At 44.5% G+C, this 18,000-nt stretch carries 18 protein-coding genes, 1 tRNA gene and 2 pseudogenes; 11 read left to right on the top strand and 10 right to left on the bottom strand.

Annotated features, from left to right (window positions below):
* Positions 1-40: 40 nt before the first annotated feature.
* Positions 41-1,039 (bottom strand): type IV pilus twitching motility protein PilT, encoded by a 999-nt coding sequence (locus PXH59_RS02435; protein WP_285810173.1) that lies wholly within the window; start codon positions 1,037-1,039, stop codon positions 41-43.
* 22 nt (positions 1,040-1,061) lie between these two features.
* Here PXH59_RS02435 and PXH59_RS02440 point away from each other — a divergent pair, with 22 nt between their 5' ends.
* The 5 genes from PXH59_RS02440 to hemW all read left to right on the top strand — a co-directional run bounded on the left by PXH59_RS02440 (position 1,062) and on the right by hemW (position 5,001).
* Complete coding sequence (locus PXH59_RS02440; RefSeq protein ID WP_285810174.1) at positions 1,062-1,757, top strand: YggS family pyridoxal phosphate-dependent enzyme; 696 nt, start codon at positions 1,062-1,064, stop codon at positions 1,755-1,757.
* A gap of 65 nt (positions 1,758-1,822) precedes the next feature.
* Positions 1,823-2,644 carry a pyrroline-5-carboxylate reductase gene (gene proC / locus PXH59_RS02445; RefSeq protein ID WP_285810175.1) on the top strand — a complete coding sequence of 274 codons (822 nt, stop codon included), beginning with the start codon at positions 1,823-1,825 and terminating at the stop codon, positions 2,642-2,644.
* Positions 2,645-2,676: 32 nt separating this feature from the next.
* A complete protein-coding gene (locus PXH59_RS02450) occupies positions 2,677-3,240 on the top strand; it encodes a YggT family protein (RefSeq protein WP_047770857.1) in 564 nt (187 codons plus the stop codon).
* 44 nt (positions 3,241-3,284) lie between these two features.
* Positions 3,285-3,878, top strand: coding sequence for an XTP/dITP diphosphatase (locus PXH59_RS02455; protein ID WP_047770865.1), 594 nt, complete (start codon positions 3,285-3,287; stop codon positions 3,876-3,878).
* Positions 3,871-5,001 (top strand): radical SAM family heme chaperone HemW, encoded by a 1,131-nt coding sequence (gene hemW, locus PXH59_RS02460; protein ID WP_285810176.1) that lies wholly within the window; start codon positions 3,871-3,873, stop codon positions 4,999-5,001. Before PXH59_RS02455 ends, hemW begins: the two co-directional genes overlap by 8 nt.
* 44 nt (positions 5,002-5,045) lie before the next feature.
* Here hemW and PXH59_RS02465 read toward each other — a convergent pair whose 3' ends face one another.
* Complete coding sequence (locus PXH59_RS02465) at positions 5,046-5,597, bottom strand: LeuD/DmdB family oxidoreductase small subunit (protein WP_285810177.1); 552 nt, start codon at positions 5,595-5,597, stop codon at positions 5,046-5,048.
* The gene (locus tag PXH59_RS02470) at positions 5,594-6,892 is read right to left on the bottom strand and encodes a 3-isopropylmalate dehydratase large subunit (RefSeq protein WP_047770854.1); all 1,299 of its coding nucleotides are present in this window, start codon (positions 6,890-6,892) and stop codon (positions 5,594-5,596) included. The genes PXH59_RS02465 and PXH59_RS02470 overlap by 4 nt, the downstream gene beginning before the upstream one ends.
* Before the next feature lie 223 nt (positions 6,893-7,115).
* On the opposite strand from PXH59_RS02470, the gene PXH59_RS02475 reads away from it, so the two are divergent.
* Positions 7,116-8,033 (top strand): LysR family transcriptional regulator, encoded by a 918-nt coding sequence (locus tag PXH59_RS02475; protein ID WP_285810178.1) that lies wholly within the window; start codon positions 7,116-7,118, stop codon positions 8,031-8,033.
* A gap of 56 nt (positions 8,034-8,089) precedes the next feature.
* Here the strand turns inward: PXH59_RS02475 and PXH59_RS02480 are convergent, their stop codons facing one another.
* From PXH59_RS02480 to trmB, 7 genes are all read right to left on the bottom strand, one after another.
* Positions 8,090-8,869, bottom strand: coding sequence for an L-threonylcarbamoyladenylate synthase (locus PXH59_RS02480; protein WP_285810179.1), 780 nt, complete (start codon positions 8,867-8,869; stop codon positions 8,090-8,092).
* Positions 8,870-8,909: 40 nt separating this feature from the next.
* Positions 8,910-9,398 (bottom strand): YbhB/YbcL family Raf kinase inhibitor-like protein, encoded by a 489-nt coding sequence (locus PXH59_RS02485; RefSeq protein WP_047770851.1) that lies wholly within the window; start codon positions 9,396-9,398, stop codon positions 8,910-8,912.
* A gap of 250 nt (positions 9,399-9,648) precedes the next feature.
* Positions 9,649-10,593, bottom strand: coding sequence for a siderophore ABC transporter substrate-binding protein (locus PXH59_RS02490; protein ID WP_285810180.1), 945 nt, complete (start codon positions 10,591-10,593; stop codon positions 9,649-9,651).
* 128 nt (positions 10,594-10,721) lie between these two features.
* Positions 10,722-11,459, bottom strand: a complete 738-nt coding sequence (locus PXH59_RS02495; RefSeq protein WP_285810181.1) for a DUF2884 family protein — start codon at positions 11,457-11,459, stop codon at positions 10,722-10,724.
* A gap of 37 nt (positions 11,460-11,496) precedes the next feature.
* Positions 11,497-12,423, bottom strand: coding sequence for a glutaminase B (glsB, locus tag PXH59_RS02500; RefSeq protein WP_434223395.1), 927 nt, complete (start codon positions 12,421-12,423; stop codon positions 11,497-11,499).
* 91 nt (positions 12,424-12,514) lie between these two features.
* Entirely contained in the window at positions 12,515-12,841 is a 327-nt protein-coding gene (locus tag PXH59_RS02505) for a YggL family protein (protein WP_285810184.1), read from the bottom strand.
* Positions 12,841-13,560, bottom strand: a complete 720-nt coding sequence (trmB, locus tag PXH59_RS02510; protein WP_285810186.1) for a tRNA (guanosine(46)-N7)-methyltransferase TrmB — start codon at positions 13,558-13,560, stop codon at positions 12,841-12,843. Before trmB ends, PXH59_RS02505 begins: the two co-directional genes overlap by 1 nt.
* A gap of 244 nt (positions 13,561-13,804) precedes the next feature.
* Between trmB and mutY the strand changes: the two are divergent.
* From mutY to PXH59_RS02535, 5 genes and pseudogenes are all read left to right on the top strand, one after another.
* Positions 13,805-14,846 (top strand): annotated as a pseudogene (gene mutY / locus PXH59_RS02515) (A/G-specific adenine glycosylase).
* Between the two features lie 26 nt (positions 14,847-14,872).
* Positions 14,873-15,146, top strand: a pseudogene (locus PXH59_RS02520) (oxidative damage protection protein).
* A gap of 101 nt (positions 15,147-15,247) precedes the next feature.
* On the top strand, positions 15,248-16,321 hold the full coding sequence (gene mltC / locus PXH59_RS02525; RefSeq protein ID WP_285810188.1) for a membrane-bound lytic murein transglycosylase MltC: 1,074 nt from the start codon (positions 15,248-15,250) through the stop codon (positions 16,319-16,321).
* A 164-nt stretch (positions 16,322-16,485) separates the two neighbouring features.
* A tRNA-Phe gene (locus tag PXH59_RS02530) sits at positions 16,486-16,561 on the top strand.
* Between the two features lie 165 nt (positions 16,562-16,726).
* Entirely contained in the window at positions 16,727-17,998 is a 1,272-nt protein-coding gene (locus tag PXH59_RS02535; protein WP_285811856.1) for a tyrosine-type recombinase/integrase, read from the top strand.
* Positions 17,999-18,000: the final 2 nt, after the last annotated feature.

Genomic DNA, 18,000 nt, shown 5'->3' on the forward strand with positions numbered 1-18,000 from the left:
GCCATACTGAGCATCAGGCATGGCTGTTACTGCAAACGGTTTATCCCAGCAACCCCAACGAATTACGTTGTTGTCGGCTTTGCTCGTAAGTTTGCATACCACAATTTGCCCCTGTCTGCATTAATGATGCTATTTGATGATTCTTGCCTTCCCTTATCAAATGACTAACAGCCTGATTAATGACTAAAACTTCATAAATAGCCACCCTGTCCCCCTCTTTAGCAGGCAGCAGTTGCTGAGAAATTACTGCCTTTAAACTTCCGGCCAACTGACTGCAAATCCACCCTTTTTCTTCTGCACAAAAAACATCCACCAAGCGATCTATCGCCTGAATTGCACCGCGGGTATGCAGCGTCGACAAAACCAAATGCCCCGTTTCAGCCGCTGTCAGAGCTAACCTGATCGCCTCCTTATCCCGTAATTCTCCCAGTAGGATCACATCAGGATCCTGGCGTAATGCGCCTTTTAGTGCGGTTTGATAATCCGTGACATCTTTACCCATCTGTCTTTGCTGTATCAAACAATTTCGGCTTTGGTGAACAAATTCTATGGGATCTTCCAGCATGATGATGTGCTTACAAACATGGCTATTCAAAGCATTAATCATCGCTGACAACGTCGTTGACTTACCGCTTCCCGTCGCGCCCGTCACTAATATCAATCCACTTATCTCCTGCAAAATAAGATGCTGAATAATGTCAGGCGCATAGAGTTGTTCTAATGTCGGACATTTATTCTCAATCAGTCGCAATACCAATGATAAATGAGATTGTTGATAAAACAGATTTCCCCTGAGTCGCTGTTTATCTGGCATCGTTACCACAAAATCGACATGACCGTGCTTATGTAACTGCTGTTTCTGCGCATCCGATAATATTTCTTCACTCCACGTTATAAGGGTATTGGATTGAATTTCCTCACATTGTCTTTGTGGGTATAACACACCATTGATACGCAGAACCGGAACTTGTCCGACACAAAGATGCAGATCGGAAGCATTATGCTTTACACTAAGGGACACCCATTTTTCCATATTCATTTTTTTATCTCCTGAGTCAACTATGAACAATATCGAACAAAATCTTCACGATGTCAGGAACCGCATGACACTTGCAGCGCAAAAATGCGGACGTTCTCCAGAAGAAATTACCTTGCTTGCAGTCAGTAAAACCAAACCTGTGGATGCCATCGCAGAAGCTATAGCCAATGGCCAGCGAGAATTTGGCGAGAATTACGTTCAGGAAGGGGTTGAAAAGATCCAACACTTTAATAAGCGTGACGATTTAGTATGGCACTTTATTGGCCCATTACAATCTAACAAGAGTCGCCTGGTGGCAGAAAATTTTGATTGGTGCCATACCGTTGACAGGGTAAAAATCGCCCAACGTTTAAGCGAACAACGTCCTGAAAACAGGCCACCTCTTAATATCCTGATCCAGATTAATATCAGTGGAGAAGAGAGCAAATCTGGCATTTTACTGGAAGAGTTAACCGAATTGGCTGCAACTATTAATGGATTACCTAATATGGTATTGCGCGGCTTGATGGCAATACCTGCACCGGCAAATAACTTTAAACATCAAATAGCCGTTTTTCACCAAATGGAACACGCATTTATTGGGCTAAAAGCGAAATATCCTCACGTTGATACACTATCAATGGGTATGACGGATGATATGGAAGCCGCCATTACTTGTGGTTCCACACTGGTTCGGATTGGAACGGCAATATTCGGTGTCCGTCAGTACAAGTCTTAATATAGAAAATGAAAAACACCTGATTCAATACCTGAAATTAACTGATTAATAGACGAGATTATCTGATGGAAAATCGTAAAATCACCTTTATTGGCGCAGGAAATATGGCTCATGCCATCATTGCCGGGTTAGTCAGAAAAGGTTATCCTGCTGAACTCATCACGGTGTGTTCTCCAACTACCGCCCGCCGTGATGTGCTGGCAAAAGAATATGGCATTAATAGTCAGAGCGATAATATTCGTTCCGCGCAGGAAGCCAGTGTCATCGTTCTGGCAGTTAAACCGCAAATGATGGCAGAAGTTTGTGGATCATTGTACTCACACGTCGATTTCAATGGAAAACTGGTTATTTCTATTGCTGCTGGTATTCCCGTTCCTCGTTTTTATACGCTCTTGCAAGATAACCTCAATATTATCCGCATCATGCCAAATACCCCTTCACTTGTAGGGCAAGGGATGAGTGGGTTGTTTGCACCAGAGCATATCGGGCAGGCTGATCGCAACTTTGCAGCATCGCTAATGAGCTGTGTCGGGAAAGTCTGCTGGGTCAATGATGAAAACGGTATCAACGATATTATCGCCATCGCAGGCAGTGCCCCTGCTTATTTCTTCCTGTTCATGGAATCGATGCAACAAGAAGCGGAACGTCTGGGATTTGACAGTGAAACAGCCAGAGAACTTGTCCTGCAAGCAGCCATAGGTTCAGCTAAACTTGCTGAAACGCAAAAAGATCTTCCTTTTGCTATCCTGCGTGAGCAGGTAACATCTAAAGGCGGTACAACGGCTGAAGCATTACGCATTTTTTATGAAGGCAGGATGCCTGAAATTGTGTCCAATGCCATGCAAGGCGCCATCCGCCGGGCACAGGAAATGGAAAAATTATTTTAATTCAATTGGTTTAATTCAATCAGGGCTGCTACATGCAATTCTTAAATTTCGTCTTTTTCACCGTTCTGGATTTATATATCGCCGTTTTACTGCTGCGTGTCTGGATGCAGTGGGCACGTTGTGATTTTTATAATCCATTCTCACAATTTATCGTTAAAATTACCCAACCTGTGGTACGTCCATTACGCAGATTCATTCCTGCCATTGGTCCCATTGATACCACGTCAGTGCTTCTCTCTTATCTGCTGATTCTTATCAAGATCTTGTTACCTATATGGTTAACCACAGGGCAATTTCTCATTCCTTCTGGTGCCATATTTTTGTTTGGATTGATTGAATTACTGACCGCTGTCGGAAAGCTCGTATTCTGGTTAGTGATCGCCCGTGCGTTATTAAGCTGGATCAGCCAGGGACGTAACCCGGTGGACTATGTCCTGCTTCAATTAACTGAACCACTAATGGCACCTATCCGCCGCATTATCCCTTCTATGGGCGGTCTTGATTTCTCTGCCATGATTGTCATTCTCATTCTCTACGCACTGAATGCCCTGCGTTCCGATGTGATGGCATGGCTGGCTTCAATATTTGCAGGTTAATTAAATAAATTAATGGGATACACAGGTTAATTAAATAAATGGCAATGAAAAAAGTTGTTCTCGCCACGGGAAATACAGGTAAGGTACGCGAATTGGCTGATTTATTAGCTGATTTTGGCTTAGATATCGTGGCGCAAACTGAATCAGGTGTGGACCCAGCCGATGAAACAGGTCTCACTTTTATTGAAAACGCCATCATCAAAGCGCGCCATGCCGCCGCTGTGACGGGGTTACCTGCAATTGCAGACGATTCAGGGTTATCGGTTGACGCATTAGGGGGTGCGCCAGGTATTTATTCCGCTCGCTATGCGGGCAGTAATGCCTCTGATCAGGAGAATCTGGAAAAATTATTGCAAGTTATGCACGATGTTCCTGACGAACAGCGTCAGGCTCAATTCAATTGTGTGCTGGTCTTCTTACGCCATGCAGAAGATCCGACTCCTCTGGTATTTCATGGTCGCTGGTCAGGCATGATTACCCGTGAACCGGCCGGAAACGGCGGATTTGGTTATGATCCCGTTTTTTATGCGCCTGAATTTGACTGTACAGCAGCCGGGCTAACCCGTGAGCAAAAAAATGCCGTTTCACACCGTGGGAAAGCATTAGCAATGTTGTTGGAAGCCATGCGTAATGCTTAAGTTGCCACCTCTGAGTCTTTATATTCATATTCCGTGGTGCGTGCAAAAATGCCCTTATTGTGACTTTAATTCACATGCCTTAAAAGGGGATGTGCCGCATCAAGAATATGTCGATCATCTATTGGCAGATTTACAGGCGGATCTGCCAATGATTGGTGATCGTGAGGTATCAACGATTTTTATCGGTGGAGGAACCCCTAGCCTGTTAAGCGCCGAAGGTATGCAGCGATTGCTTGATGGCGTCAGGGCTTCACTGGCACTTTCGCCGCAAGCAGAGATTACGATGGAAGCCAATCCGGGAACCGTTGAAGCCGATCGTTTCAGTGCTTATCAGCAGGCAGGGATTAATCGCATCTCCATCGGCGTACAAAGTTTCGGTTCAGATAAACTTATCCGTTTAGGGCGTATTCATGGCCCGGAAGAGGCCAGACGAGCAGCACAATTGGCTGACGGGCTTGGATTACGCAGTTTTAATCTGGATTTGATGCATGGCTTGCCCAACCAGACACTCCATGAAGCACTGAATGATTTGCGTCAGGCTATTGAGCTATCTCCCCCCCATCTGTCCTGGTATCAACTGACGATTGAACCCAATACCCGTTTTGGCTCCCGCCCTCCGGTTTTACCGGATGATGATGCGTTATGGGATATTTTTTCCCAAGGCCATCAATTACTGACGGAAGCAGGTTATCAACAATATGAGACTTCGGCCTATGCCAAACCGGGTTATCAATGTCAGCATAATCTCAATTACTGGCGTTTCGGTGATTATCTGGGGATTGGTTGTGGCGCACATGGTAAGATTTCGTTTGCCGATGGTCGTATTCTCCGTACCGTGAAAACCAAACATCCACGCGGTTATATGCAAGGGCGTTATCTGGATCAACAAAATCAGGTGGATAATAAAGATCGTCCATTTGAATTTTTCATGAACCGTTTCCGCTTGCTGGAATCGATGCCACGTCAGGATTTCAGGGATTTCACTGGCTTACCGGAAAGTGCCATTCGCCCACAAATTGACGAAGCATTGTCGAAGGGTTATATCACGGAAAGCGATACACACTGGCAAATCACTAAGCACGGAAAACTATTCCTGAATTCCTTACTGGAGCTGTTTCTTTAAGAAAAAACTGCACCTTAAAATTCAAGGGGTGCAGTTCTTTCATACTATTTAATTCTTCCCGACGCACGAGCGTAAGAAAATAGCCCTCCGGCAGAGACAATATTAGCAAGTTCACCAATAGGATCGGTTTGATATTTTTCACCCTCTTTCAGCAGAATGACTGTCTGGTTTTCAATATCAATCTCAATACTGTCTCCCGTGACTAATTTGTCACACAAGCGCTCCTGGGCTGCAACGGGCAATAACTGTCCGGTTGATACACAATTTCGGAAGAATATACGGGCATAAGATTGGGCAAGAACCGCTTTCACACCCGAAGCACCTAATGCGGCAACCGCATGTTCACGCGAAGATCCACAGCCAAAATTCTGCCCTGCCACAATGATCGGATATTTCGCTTTTCCTTGACTTTCATCAATAAAAGGCAATGAACCTTCCGGCAGTCCACACATCGCCAGCGAAGCCAGTTGGGCATACCCTTCAGGAGTGGAAGGGTTGACCTTGAGATATTCGGCTGAGAGGATCTGGTCAGTATCAATATTATCGGTCAAGACATACACCTCACCCCGAATGATATTGTCCTTTAACTCACTCATAAAAACTCCTCAGGATTTGTTATTTGACCAGTAATAGCTGCCGCAGCAACAGAATAAGGGGAAGCCAGATAAATGTTGGCACGTTTATGCCCCATTCTGCCGACAAAGTTACGATTGGTAGTGGATATCACTGATATGGGATCATTGACACGGCCAAACGTGTCTGGCGGGCCACCACAACAAGCTGCACATCCTGATTCAGCGGAAAGTTTCACACCTGCATCACTTAAAATTTGATAGACAGAAACACCATCGATTTGGGTGGTAATCGTTTGATGGAAAACTTCTTTTGTTGCAGGCACTGCATAAGTCGGAATTGCGACTTTATGCCCTTTGATAACGCGCGCTGCTGCAACAAAATCCGCCAACTTGCCCCCCGTACAAGAGCCAATATATGCCTGAGAAATGGCGACATTAGCGACTTGATCAATAGAAACGACGTTATCCGGCGAATGGGGTTTGGCAATTTTTGGTTGCATCGTGGAAACATCAATATTTAACACACGGCTATATTGTGCATCCTCGTCAGGGTAGACAATGTCAAACGGGAGATGATTGCGTTCTGCCAGATAATCCAAAGTCGCCTGATTGGGCACCATAATGCCGTTTTTCGCCCCACACTCAACAACCATATTGCAAATTGTCATGCGTTCTTCTACCGATAACTCATCAATGACGTTACCACCAAACTCTATGGCCTGATAGGTCGCACCATCAACCGTCAACTCTGACAATACAGATAAGATCATGTCCTTAGCTAAAACATGGGCTGGCTTGGTTCCGGTAAAATTGATCCGAATGGTTGTTGGCACCTTAAGCGGAATTTCTCCCGTTCCTAACGCATAAGCGGCGTCAGTAATACCTAACCCAATGGCAAATGCCCCAAAAGCACCCGCAGTCACCGTATGAGAATCTGTACCCAGTAACACTTCTCCGGGGCGAATATGCCCTCCTTCTGCAAGCCCTATATGGCATACACCTTTATATTTGGGCGTTCCAACGTCATAAAAATATTTTATGTTCTGTTCAGCAGCAAATTCACGCATAACCCGAATGTTCTGGTTAGCTTGTGAGTCAGCCGAATAGACAAAATGGTCCGGGATCAAAATAAAACGTTCAGGGTCCCATATCTTTGCATCTTGCCCGAACTCCTTTTTAAATACGCTGGCTACACCTGGTGTGCAGGGATCGTGAGACATCAGAATATCCACTTTCGCCCAAACCACTTCACCCGGAGTGACTTGTGCTCGCCCGCTTGCCCGTGCAAGAATTTTTTGTGTCATAGTTTGGCTCATCTCACATTGCCCTCCGAAAGATAAAAACAGACTCAATAGATTGTCATCCTAACAAGATTACAACGCCTTAACGTAGGGAAATACCATTGCATCGCTCACTGTTTCCAGTATGGGACAGTTGTTCACAAAATGGGAAATTCTTATCCATTGAATTTGGCACGTCACTATAGGTTATGTGATATGTTATAGGGTGGTTCCCACGCGTAAATCATCAGGTTATTACATGAATAATATTGAGAATCTTACCTCAATGGTGGTCTTTGCCCGTGTTGTAGAGACACTGAGTTTTACTGAAGCAGCACGATCGTTAAAGTTATCTAAATCTTCCGTCAGCCGCGAGATTGCACAATTGGAAGTCAGGTTAGGCACCCAATTGCTCAACCGCACTACGCGCAAAATTCAAGTGACAGAAGTCGGGATGAGTTATTACCAATACTGCCACCGGCTCCTTACCGAAGCCCAAAATGCTGAACATTTTATCCGTAATTTCCATGAACAACCGATGGGCAGTTTACGCTTGATTGCTCCAGTCTCCTTTGGCAGCCAATGTATTGTACCCGCCCTGAATCACTTTATCGCCGGAAATATTCATATCAGCGTTGATCTGGAACTGACCGACCGAACCATTAATATGGAAGAAGATCAATGCGATATTGCCATCATCATAGGGCGTGAAACGCCACAATATCCACTTGTCATGCCTTTAATTGATATCACGTGGGGACTTTACGCGACCCCAGACTATATAACCCAATTTTCCGCAATAGAGAAACCCGAAGATCTTCCTCGTTACGATTACCTGCTATTTCGTGGCCCTGCACATACTATTTCCCTGCCATTCCGTAAGGAAAGAAATAAGCTCGATATTGAAGTACGTAGCCGGTTTCGTATCAATAACAGTGTGGCGTTAATGCGTTCCGCTCTGGCTGGGGCTGGCATTGCCTATCTACCCGACTATGTTACCCATGAAGCTGTGGCAGAAGGGGAATTAGTACGGCTTCTCCCAGAATGGAATATGGATGTTTACCAGGCATGGATACTGTTTAAATCAGAAAATACGTTATCTTCGCGTGTACAACAGTTTGCAAACTCTTTACAACGTAAGCTAAGACAAGATTTGGAGAGAGGAAAAAAAGCGTAACGGCAGAGATCAATGCGGGCACAACAGCACCCGCCAAAGATATTAATCAACAATCATTAATAGTAATTGCCGTGGCGATAATCCCAGGTAGTGAAAATATCGGACATCATCGCCATGATTTTATGTACATCCAATCCCTTGCGGATTAATACCGGACACGGAGTAATATCACGTTGCCCTTGTTGCAGTGGAACTAATCTACCATTTTCATCGACCATTGAAACCATAACACCTTGTTCATAACGGGTTTGCTCAGTTTCATTCTGCTGGATAGATTTAACATAGTCATTAGCACAGATAATCAGATCGGCCCGCTCTTCTATCCTCTCACCGATACACTCAACCAGTCCACGATTCCCCTTACCCGATGGGTTAGCTGAACTGGCAAAAGAGAATTTGCCATATTTATCCCACAGTTCTTTCGCCAGAATTTCGCCGGGCTTGCCAAATTTAATCACGAAACAGCTCGTACCACGCTGATCCATCATCAGTTCTTTAGAACCATCATCAGGGATACGGGCTATCGCTTCTTCTTTCCACGGCAAAATACAACCTAACAGTACGTCTTCATTCCAATGTCTTTGATACAGTTCTTCAATTTCCGCGTTAAGTTGAGCCAGCTCTTTCAACTGTTCCAAAGAACCACATAAAACCACACCGGGCTTGTTACGATTACGCTGTTTAGCTTCAAATTTACGCTCCAGACCTTGTGCGTCAGATGTCATGATAATGTAGCCAACTTTAGTTGGGCAGACGATCATACCGCCGGTATTAGAAAGGATCTCTACCGCTTCCGGCTGTAACCCATAGTTCCATTGAATTTTTTTGCTGCTCATATTGATACCCCTTACTGGAAACGGAAGAATTATTAATCGGTTAGCGCTGGTAGTAGCCGGTAATCGAAGCTGTTGCCAAGGTATTGGCTTGGATCATAAAACGCGCAACGGCATTGGTTGTTTCAGCATCAACTCCCGGTAGTATTTCTACCGATAAGGCATGTACAGTAAAAATATAGCGATGGGCTTTATCCCCCACAGGCGGGCAACAACCACCGAAACCAGACAGACCATAATCATTCCTGCTCTGAATTGTACCGATTGGTAATTGGCTGCCATCACTTTGCCCGGCATTTGCAGGTAAGGATTGTGTTTCAACGGGAATATCGAAAGCGACCCAATGCCAGAAGCCACTACCTGTTGGTGCATCAGGATCATAGACAGTTATCGCAAAACTTTGGGTTCCGGCTGGTGCGTCCGCCCAGAAAATTTCGGGGGAACGGTTATCACCATTGCCATCAAATTGATTAAATTCATGCTCTTTTTTCAAGAAATCATTATTCTTAAATTCAGTTGAACTAATAATCATGCTTATGTTCCCCATTGGATGCCTTTTGAAATATCCTAACGCAGATTTTCTGTGCCGCAAGGCTAAGTCATGATTTAACTTGATTGTTTCAATTTAGGAACAATAACAATTTAGGAATAATAAGTGAGTCACGAAGCGATGTCGGCAGGATCTCTTTCTCTGATGGCTTAACAAATAATAAAACTACCCCGAAATCTGACTATGCAGACCTCAGGGTAAAGCCAAAGGAAAAGAATTTTAATTTACGAATTTACAATGCATTAGCAACGGCATTGATTTGTCGCGTCATGCTATCCAAACCCCCACCAGACAAGTACCAGAGATCAGGCTGTAAGTACACTATCTTGCCGTTTTTATAGGCATGCGTTGATTTGACTTGATCATTTTCAAACTGCGCTTTTTCTAACTTACCTGCGCCAATGGCTTCACTCCGGTCGATAATAAAAATCACATCAGGGTTAGCTTGTGCAATCATATCCGCCGTCACAGCCCGGCTTTTGTCTTTGTCCGATTTAGCCGGCAATACAGCACGAGGTGCTTTCATCACATTATAAACAACAGCCTGATTATTAGGGTATAATTCACCCGCATTATGCAGTAATACTAATACTTTTTTGTTCGCTACTTTCGCTTTTTCCTGAGCGGCTACAATCGTTTTTTCCAAATCAGCAAATTGGGCTTTCACGGTATCCTGCTTATTAAATAGTTCACCCAACAATTTGAGATTACTACCAACGGATGACTGGTAATTTTTATTGTCCATGCTTAAATTAATGGTGGGTGCTATTTGTGACAGACTTTCATAGAAAGCACCTTGACGACCAGTAATAACAATCAAATCTGGTTTGATTTCCGCTAATTCTTCCAAATTTGGCTCTTTCATTCCCCCGGCATTGTGCATAGTTGCGGGCACACCATTACGCACATATTCAGGTAAATTATTAATGGGTAATGCAATCACCCGATCAGACAATCCCAGTTTCACCATCGAATCGTACGTTCCAAAATCGAACAAAACCACCCGTTTGGGATTCTTTTTAACCTGAGTTTCACCGGAAAGATGCTTTACCGTGGCGTAATCACCAGACTGAGCGGTCACTGAATTTGGCGTAAATAATTCTGGTGACTGACTGAATGCAGAGTAACTGGTAGCAGAAAGCAGTGATGCAATAATAATGGGCAGGATTTTTTTCATTAGTTACACCTAAATTAAGCCTATCAATAAGAGGTGACTTGCATTCTAGGTGGCAGCGTTAATATGTCAACAAAATAAGAATCAATTTCATATTGATTCTTATTTGCTTTGAAGGTAAGCAGCCTATTTCACTTAATCGCATTCATAAGACTAATGCGCTGTTGTTCTAATTGACTGGCTTTGCTACACACTTCCGCTTTTAAACGTTTTAATTCTTGTTCCTGTTTTTTCCATTCTGCATCAAAACCATTTTGCATGCCGCCTAACCCGCCAAGAAGAGACATTAGCATCTGTTTGCCGTCACCATTCTGCTCGCTATTTTTACGGCTCATTTCGTTAATGCTATCTTGCAAAATACCACCAAGGCTCTGTTCAATCAGTTTTCGGCTTTCAGGTTCTACCTGTTTGACTGCCTGAGCATTAAAAGCAAAACCATTCGCACGGGTTTCAATCACTTTATCAACTTGTTTACTGAGACCTGATTCCAATTGAGACAAACGGTTACGAATATTACTTTCCTTGCCCATCGTTTCGACTACCACTTTGTCCAGTGACTGCCGTGCATTTGTCAAATGACTTAGCGCTTCTTGCTTAACCCAGGGCAAATTCTGACGGATCGTTTGTTGATATTGCAGGGCTTTGCTACGTTGCTCTATATTCAGCGATAACACCTTGCCGTCTCTGGTTATGGAACCATCAGGCAATATCTTTAAGTTTCCACTCGCCCCTGTAATCTGGACAGAATTTGGTGTGACAATAATGTCATCATTAAGCGTCGCATGACATTCAGAACTTGCCTGTGCCTGAGTAATCATGGCCTGGGACACAAATAACAATGATGCCGCAATCGTGATCCTGCGTAACATACGTTCTCCTGATTTCTAAGGTTAAAACACTGAAAGGTTAAAAAATAGAGCGTCCTATACGCCCGGCTAATTTTTCCAGTGCCGCACAACCTGCCAATGAGTTACCGGATTTATCCAGTTCAGGCGACCACACCGCAACCGTAAACTCTCCCGGAACCACACAGATAATACCGCCACCAACCCCCGATTTCCCTGGCATACCGATCCTGAAAGCAAACTCACCAGAACCATCGTACATACCACATGTCAACATAAGCGCGTTAATCTGGCGAGTTTGTCGAAGACTTAAAATTTGTTGGCCGGAACCCATCATTCGTCCCTTATTGGCTAAATAAATAAAACATTGAGCCAATTCAACACAATTCATTTTTAAAGCGCAGTATTGAAAGTATGTTTGCAGAACAGTAATGACATCATTCTCAAAGTTACCGAATGATTTCATCAGGTAAGCTATCGCAGCATTGCGGCTTGAATGCTCCATTTCTGAACGGGCAACGATATCATCATAGGAAATATTTTTTTGCCCAGTGAGGCTACGGACAAACTCCAGCATTCGATGTTTAGGCGCACTCAAGCGGGATTGCAGCATATCGCAAATAATCAAGGCTCCCGCATTAATAAAAGGGTTGCGGGGAATTCCCTTTTCCAACTCCAACTGTACCAATGAGTTAAACGGCTGTCCTGAAGGTTCCGTACCCACCCGTTGCCAGATATCCTCTTCCTTATAACGAGTCATCGCTAATGTTAAGCTCAACACTTTAGAAATGGATTGGACGGAGAAGCGTTTTTCTGCATCTCCCGCTTTAAAAACTTGCCCATCTACCGTACAAATGGCCATTGCCAAACTGTTTGCCGGAACTTCTGCCAGAGCAGGAATGTAATCTGCTACTTTTCCCTGACCAATCAAAGGGCGTACTTCTTCTAAGATATCTGCCAACAACGAATTAGAGAACCTTACCTTCACCACTTTTTCTCCAGACAAACAGGGACTCCCAAAGAGCCCCTGCATACAGCGCTATTTTTACGTAATACGCTTTTTCTTATGCAACAGCGAATCAATCCCACCACACATCAAACAGTTCAGATGTGATAACGTCTGTCATACCGCGATCTTTCAGCCAATTCTCAACCAACTGGCACTGTTCTGCCGTACATTTGCCGATTTTTTGCAGGCAGATAATGCCTTCCCATTGCAAATAACCGCTGGCATCCAGAGCAAGGCCATTTGGCTCGATCAGTTCTTCAATGAAGGCATCAACCGTGCTATCAACAACCTCAACGGAGGTATCAGCCGGAAAACTCCACTTTACTGAAAAACCCAATTCCTGAAATTCATCAATACGTAATTTTTTACGCAGACGACGACTACGGTTTTTAGCCATTATTTTACCCTCTCAAACATTAAATCCCATACGCCATGGCCTAATCGCTGACCACGTGTCTCAAATTTTGTGACCGGGCGCGACTCAGGACGTGGCACATAATCACGGTTTTCCGATAAGTTGCGATACCCTTCTGCGATACTCATCACCTCCAGCATATGCTCTGCATAAGGCTGCCAGTCGGTGGCCATATGGAAGACACCGCCGATTCTCAGTTTACTTTTAATCAGTTGAGCAAATTCAGGCTGCACAATCCGACGCTTATTATGACGTGCTTTATGCCATGGATCAGGGAAGAAAAGCTGAACCATCGCCAGACTCTGATCCGGGATCATATTATTCAGCACTTCAATGGCATCATGGCACATCACTCGCAGATTACTGAGATTTTCATCTTCTGCGGATGCCAAACACGCCCCAACTCCCGGCGCATGAACTTCGATTCCCCAAAAGTTTTTATCTGGATTTTCGCTTGCCATTGTGACCAATGATGCCCCCATACCAAAACCGATTTCCAGCACAACAGGGGCTTCACGGCCAAAGATTTCTTCCATATCAGACAATTCTGCCTGATAGTCCACTCCCATCTTTGGCCAGACATTATCAAGTGCTTGCTGCTGACGACTCGTTAACCGTCCCTGCCGACGTACAAAACTGCGGACACGGCGCAAAGCCCTGCCATTTTCATTATATTCCGGTGAAATTACGTTATTTATCATGGTACTTTCTGTCAGTTTTAAAGACATTTTTTCAGGCATCCGGGACTTTATATACCTAGGGATTGCCCAAAGAGAGCGCAATTATGCAAAGATGGCTGAGTTTATCAAGTTCAGTGTCCATAAGCACAACTTTAATGCTATGTTTGCGTACTGCTTCGAAACAAAGTTCGGGTTTACACCGAGGTTCCGCTATGTTGCAATCCTGTTCACAAAACAATTATCCGATATAAAGACAATTATTCTAATGATGGAAGCTGAGCAATTTTCACAAGTGGTGCTTGAATGGTATCACCGTTATGGTCGCAAGACTCTGCCATGGCAGTTGGAGAAAACATCCTATCACGTCTGGCTTTCAGAGGTGATGCTGCAACAAACTCAGGTTGCGACAGTTATTCCCTATTTCCAAAAATTTATTTCACGCTTTCCTGATGTTGCTTCCTTAGCTGCTGCGCCGCTGGATGAGGTTCTCCATTTATGGACTGGGTTGGGATATTACGCGCGTGCTCGTAACTTACATAAAGCTGCACAACAGATTGTCACGTTACACAGCGGCAAATTTCCGACAACCTTTGATGATGTTGTAGCTCTGCCCGGTGTAGGGCGTTCAACTGCCGGAGCTATTCTCTCACTATCTCAAGGCAAGCATTTCCCTATTCTTGATGGTAACGTGAAACGTGTTTTGGCACGCTGCTACGCTATTGATGGCTGGCCGGGGAAAAAAAGAAGTTGAAAACCAGTTATGGGATATCAGCACGCGCGTGACGCCCAGGCAAGGTGCCGAATATTTTAATCAGGCGATGATGGATTTGGGGGCTATGGTCTGCACCCGTAGCAAACCAAAATGTGAGATTTGCCCACTTAACACGGGTTGCATCGCTTACGCCAATCATAGTTGGGCAAACTATCCGGGGAAAAAACCCAAACAGAGCATCCCTGAAAAAACAGCCTACTTTTTATTAATGCAACATGGCGATATGGTCTGGCTGGAGCAGCGCCCACTTTCTGGTATTTGGGGTGGTTTGTTTGCTTTCCCACAATTTGCTGATCAAATATCACTGGAACAATGGCTGGAAAACTCAGGTATCTCACACAGCAAACTTGAACAACTGACAGCATTTCGCCACACATTCAGCCATTTTCATTTAGATATCGTTCCGATTAAAATCGATATTTTAACTTTTGATTCCTGTATGGATGAAAGTAAAGGACTTTGGTATAACTTACGTCAGCCAGCAACCATTGGATTGGCAGCTCCCGTTGAGTACCTTTTGCAACAATTGGGTTAAATTACCCACTATTTTGAGGATTAATTATGAGCAGAACTATTTTTTGCACTTTTTTACAACGAGAAGCGGAAGGCCAAGATTTTCAGCTTTATCCAGGGGAGTTGGGCAAGCGTATTTTCAATGAAATTTCAAAAGAGGCATGGCAGCAATGGATGAGTAAACAAACCATGCTGATTAATGAAAAAAAAACTCAATACCATGAACCCAGAAGATCGCAAACTGCTTGAACAAGAGATGGTGAAATTCCTGTTTGAAGGGCATGATATTAAAATCGACGGTTATACACCTCCAGAACAATAATATTACTACTCGACTAGTATAATAAGAGCCATTTTGTATGGCTCTATACATTGATTGAAACTTCAATATCCAACAGCATTAATATCCAACGGCATTGTAAAATGAAAAAACTGCTGGCTTTGCTCCTCCTCGCCCCACTTTTAATTTCCTGTTCAAGCAAAAAAGACATTGAGTACAACGAAGAATATATAAAAGACACCAATGGTTTCGATATTTTGATGGGGCAATTTGCTCATAATATTGAAAATATTTGGGGATTGCAGGAAGTTTTAATCGCAGGCCCAAAAGATTACGTTAAATACACAGATCAATATAAGACCCGCAGCCATATCAATTTTGAGACGGGAAATATTACGATTGAAACAATCTCTCCCATTGAGCCTACTGAACATTTACGCAAAGCGATTGTTACGACATTGCTGATGGGAGATGATCCTGGCACTATTGATCTTTATTCCGACGCCAACGATGTTCAGATCAGCAAAGAACCTTTTCTATATGGACAAATTTTGGATAACACGGGGGAACCCATTCGCTGGGAATGGCGCGCACGTCATTTTGCCAATTATCTACTCCAGAATAAGTTGCAAAAACGTCAATCAGGATTACACGTTATTTGGTCGGTTACTATCCAATTGGTTCCTAACCATTTGGATAAACGTGCCCATAAATATCTTCCTATTGTGCGCAAAGCCTCCATCAAATATGGCGTTGATGAATCTCTAATCCTTGCCATCATGCAGACTGAATCCAGTTTTAACCCTTATGCCGTCAGCCGCTCTGATGCCCTGGGACTTATGCAGGTAATGCGGCATACCGCCGGACGAGATGTTTTCAATATGCAAGGAAAATCAGGCCAGCCTGGCCGCAATTATCTCTTCGACCCTGAGAACAATATTGATACCGGCACAGCCTATCTATCAATTTTGCAAAATACATACTTGAGGGAAATCAAAAACGCTACTTCACGTCGGTATGCTGTTATCACCGCTTACAATGGCGGTGCCGGCAGCGTATTGCGCATATTCTCCAATGATAAAAAGAAAGCGGTTCAAATCATCAATTCAATGGAACCTGGTGATGTTTATACAACCCTGACCAATAAACATCCTTCTGCTGAATCACGTCGCTATTTGCTGAAAGTAAATAATGCTCAGAAAAGCTATCGCAGGTAGTTAATAACAGATTCGTTGATAGTAAAAAATAGCAGATGGAGGGGTGATTACCTCTCCATTTTGTTTAGATTTATAGCTTATTGTGTGATTTAAACGCATATAAATAAATTTATACAGAAAGTGTTTGACGGATTGGGCTGGATACGGTTTAATGCGCCCCGTTAGCCCGGATAGCTCAGTCGGTAGAGCAGGGGATTGAAAATCCCCGTGTCCTTGGTTCGATTCCGAGTCCGGGCACCACTTCAACTTCCAGTGAAGTCCAGCCCAGTAAAACAATTTCTCTCAAATCCAGCAAAATCAACACTCTTATCTATTTCTACGTCTAGTTTCGTCTGTTGCAATCAAGATGCAGCGAAGGGCATAATTCGGGGTACTTACCGTTCGATTACCGGAATGCCCTTAATAATGAAACTGAACGCACGACAAATCGAAACTGCAAAACCCAGAGAAAAAACCTACAAACTCGCCGATGGCGGCGGTCTTTATTTAGAAGTCTCGTCACGTGGCTCAAAATACTGGCGCATGAAGTACTACCGCCCCACCGATAAGAAAGAAGACCGACTGGCGTTCGGTGTCTATCCGGCAGTGTCGTTAGCCGATGCCCGCGCTAAACGCGATGAAGCCAAGAAGCTGATGGCACAAGGCATTGATCCCAAAGCTGAGAAAAGAGGTGCGCCCTCACCTGCCAAAGTAATCACCTTTGAACAGGTCGCCCGTGCATGGCACGCCAGTAACAAACGCTGGAGCGACAGCCACCGTCAAAAAGTGCTGCGCAGCCTTGAGCAGTATATTTTCCCACATATCGGCGCCCGCGATATTACCACATTACGTACCAGCCAGCTTTTAGCTCCGGTCAAAGCCATTGATGAGCAGGGCAAACATGATATTGCTCAACGTCTACGGCAGCGCACCACAGCTATCATGCGCTATGCCGTCCAGAATGATATTCTGGAGTCCAACCCAGCTAATGATATGGCCGGAGCACTTACCACCACAAAATCCCGTCATCATCCCGCTCTGCCCCATGAATACTTGCCTGACTTTTTAGCTCGCTTATCTTCCTATCGCGTGCGCTTGCTGACCAAGATTGCGGTAGAACTGGCGCTGCTGACATTCGTCCGCTCCAGCGAACTGAGATTTGCCCGCTGGCAGGAAATCGACCTTGAAAATGCGGTGTGGAAAATTCCCGCCACCCGAAAACCCATCAAAGGCGTTCGCTTCTCTGAACGCGGCATGAAAATGAAAACCGATCACATCGTGCCGCTGAGCCATCAGGCTGTTGCTTTATTCAACGCCTTACAAAAACTGAGCGGTAACTGCGACGTGATATTTCCCAGCGATCACGGTAATGCGAAAGTGATGAGTGAAAACACCGTCAACAAGGCGCTGCGGGCGATGGGCTACGACACCCAAACTGACGTCTGCGGGCACGGATTCCGCACAATGGCACGCGGTGCGATGGGAGAATCTGGTTTATGGAGCGATGACGCCATCGAGCGCCAGCTCAGCCATATCGAACGCAACAACGTCCGGGCAGCCTATATTCACACGTCTAAACATCTCGACGAGCGGCGGCTGATGGTGCAGTGGTGGGCGGATTATCTGGATGCCAACCGGGAACAATCCATCACGCCCTATGACTTCGCCAAACTGCTGCGTGACCGAAAAAACCGGTAGTA

Origin of the sequence: Xenorhabdus bakwenae, assembly GCF_030272115.1 — a bacterium.
Classification (GTDB): domain Bacteria; phylum Pseudomonadota; class Gammaproteobacteria; order Enterobacterales; family Enterobacteriaceae; genus Xenorhabdus; species Xenorhabdus bakwenae.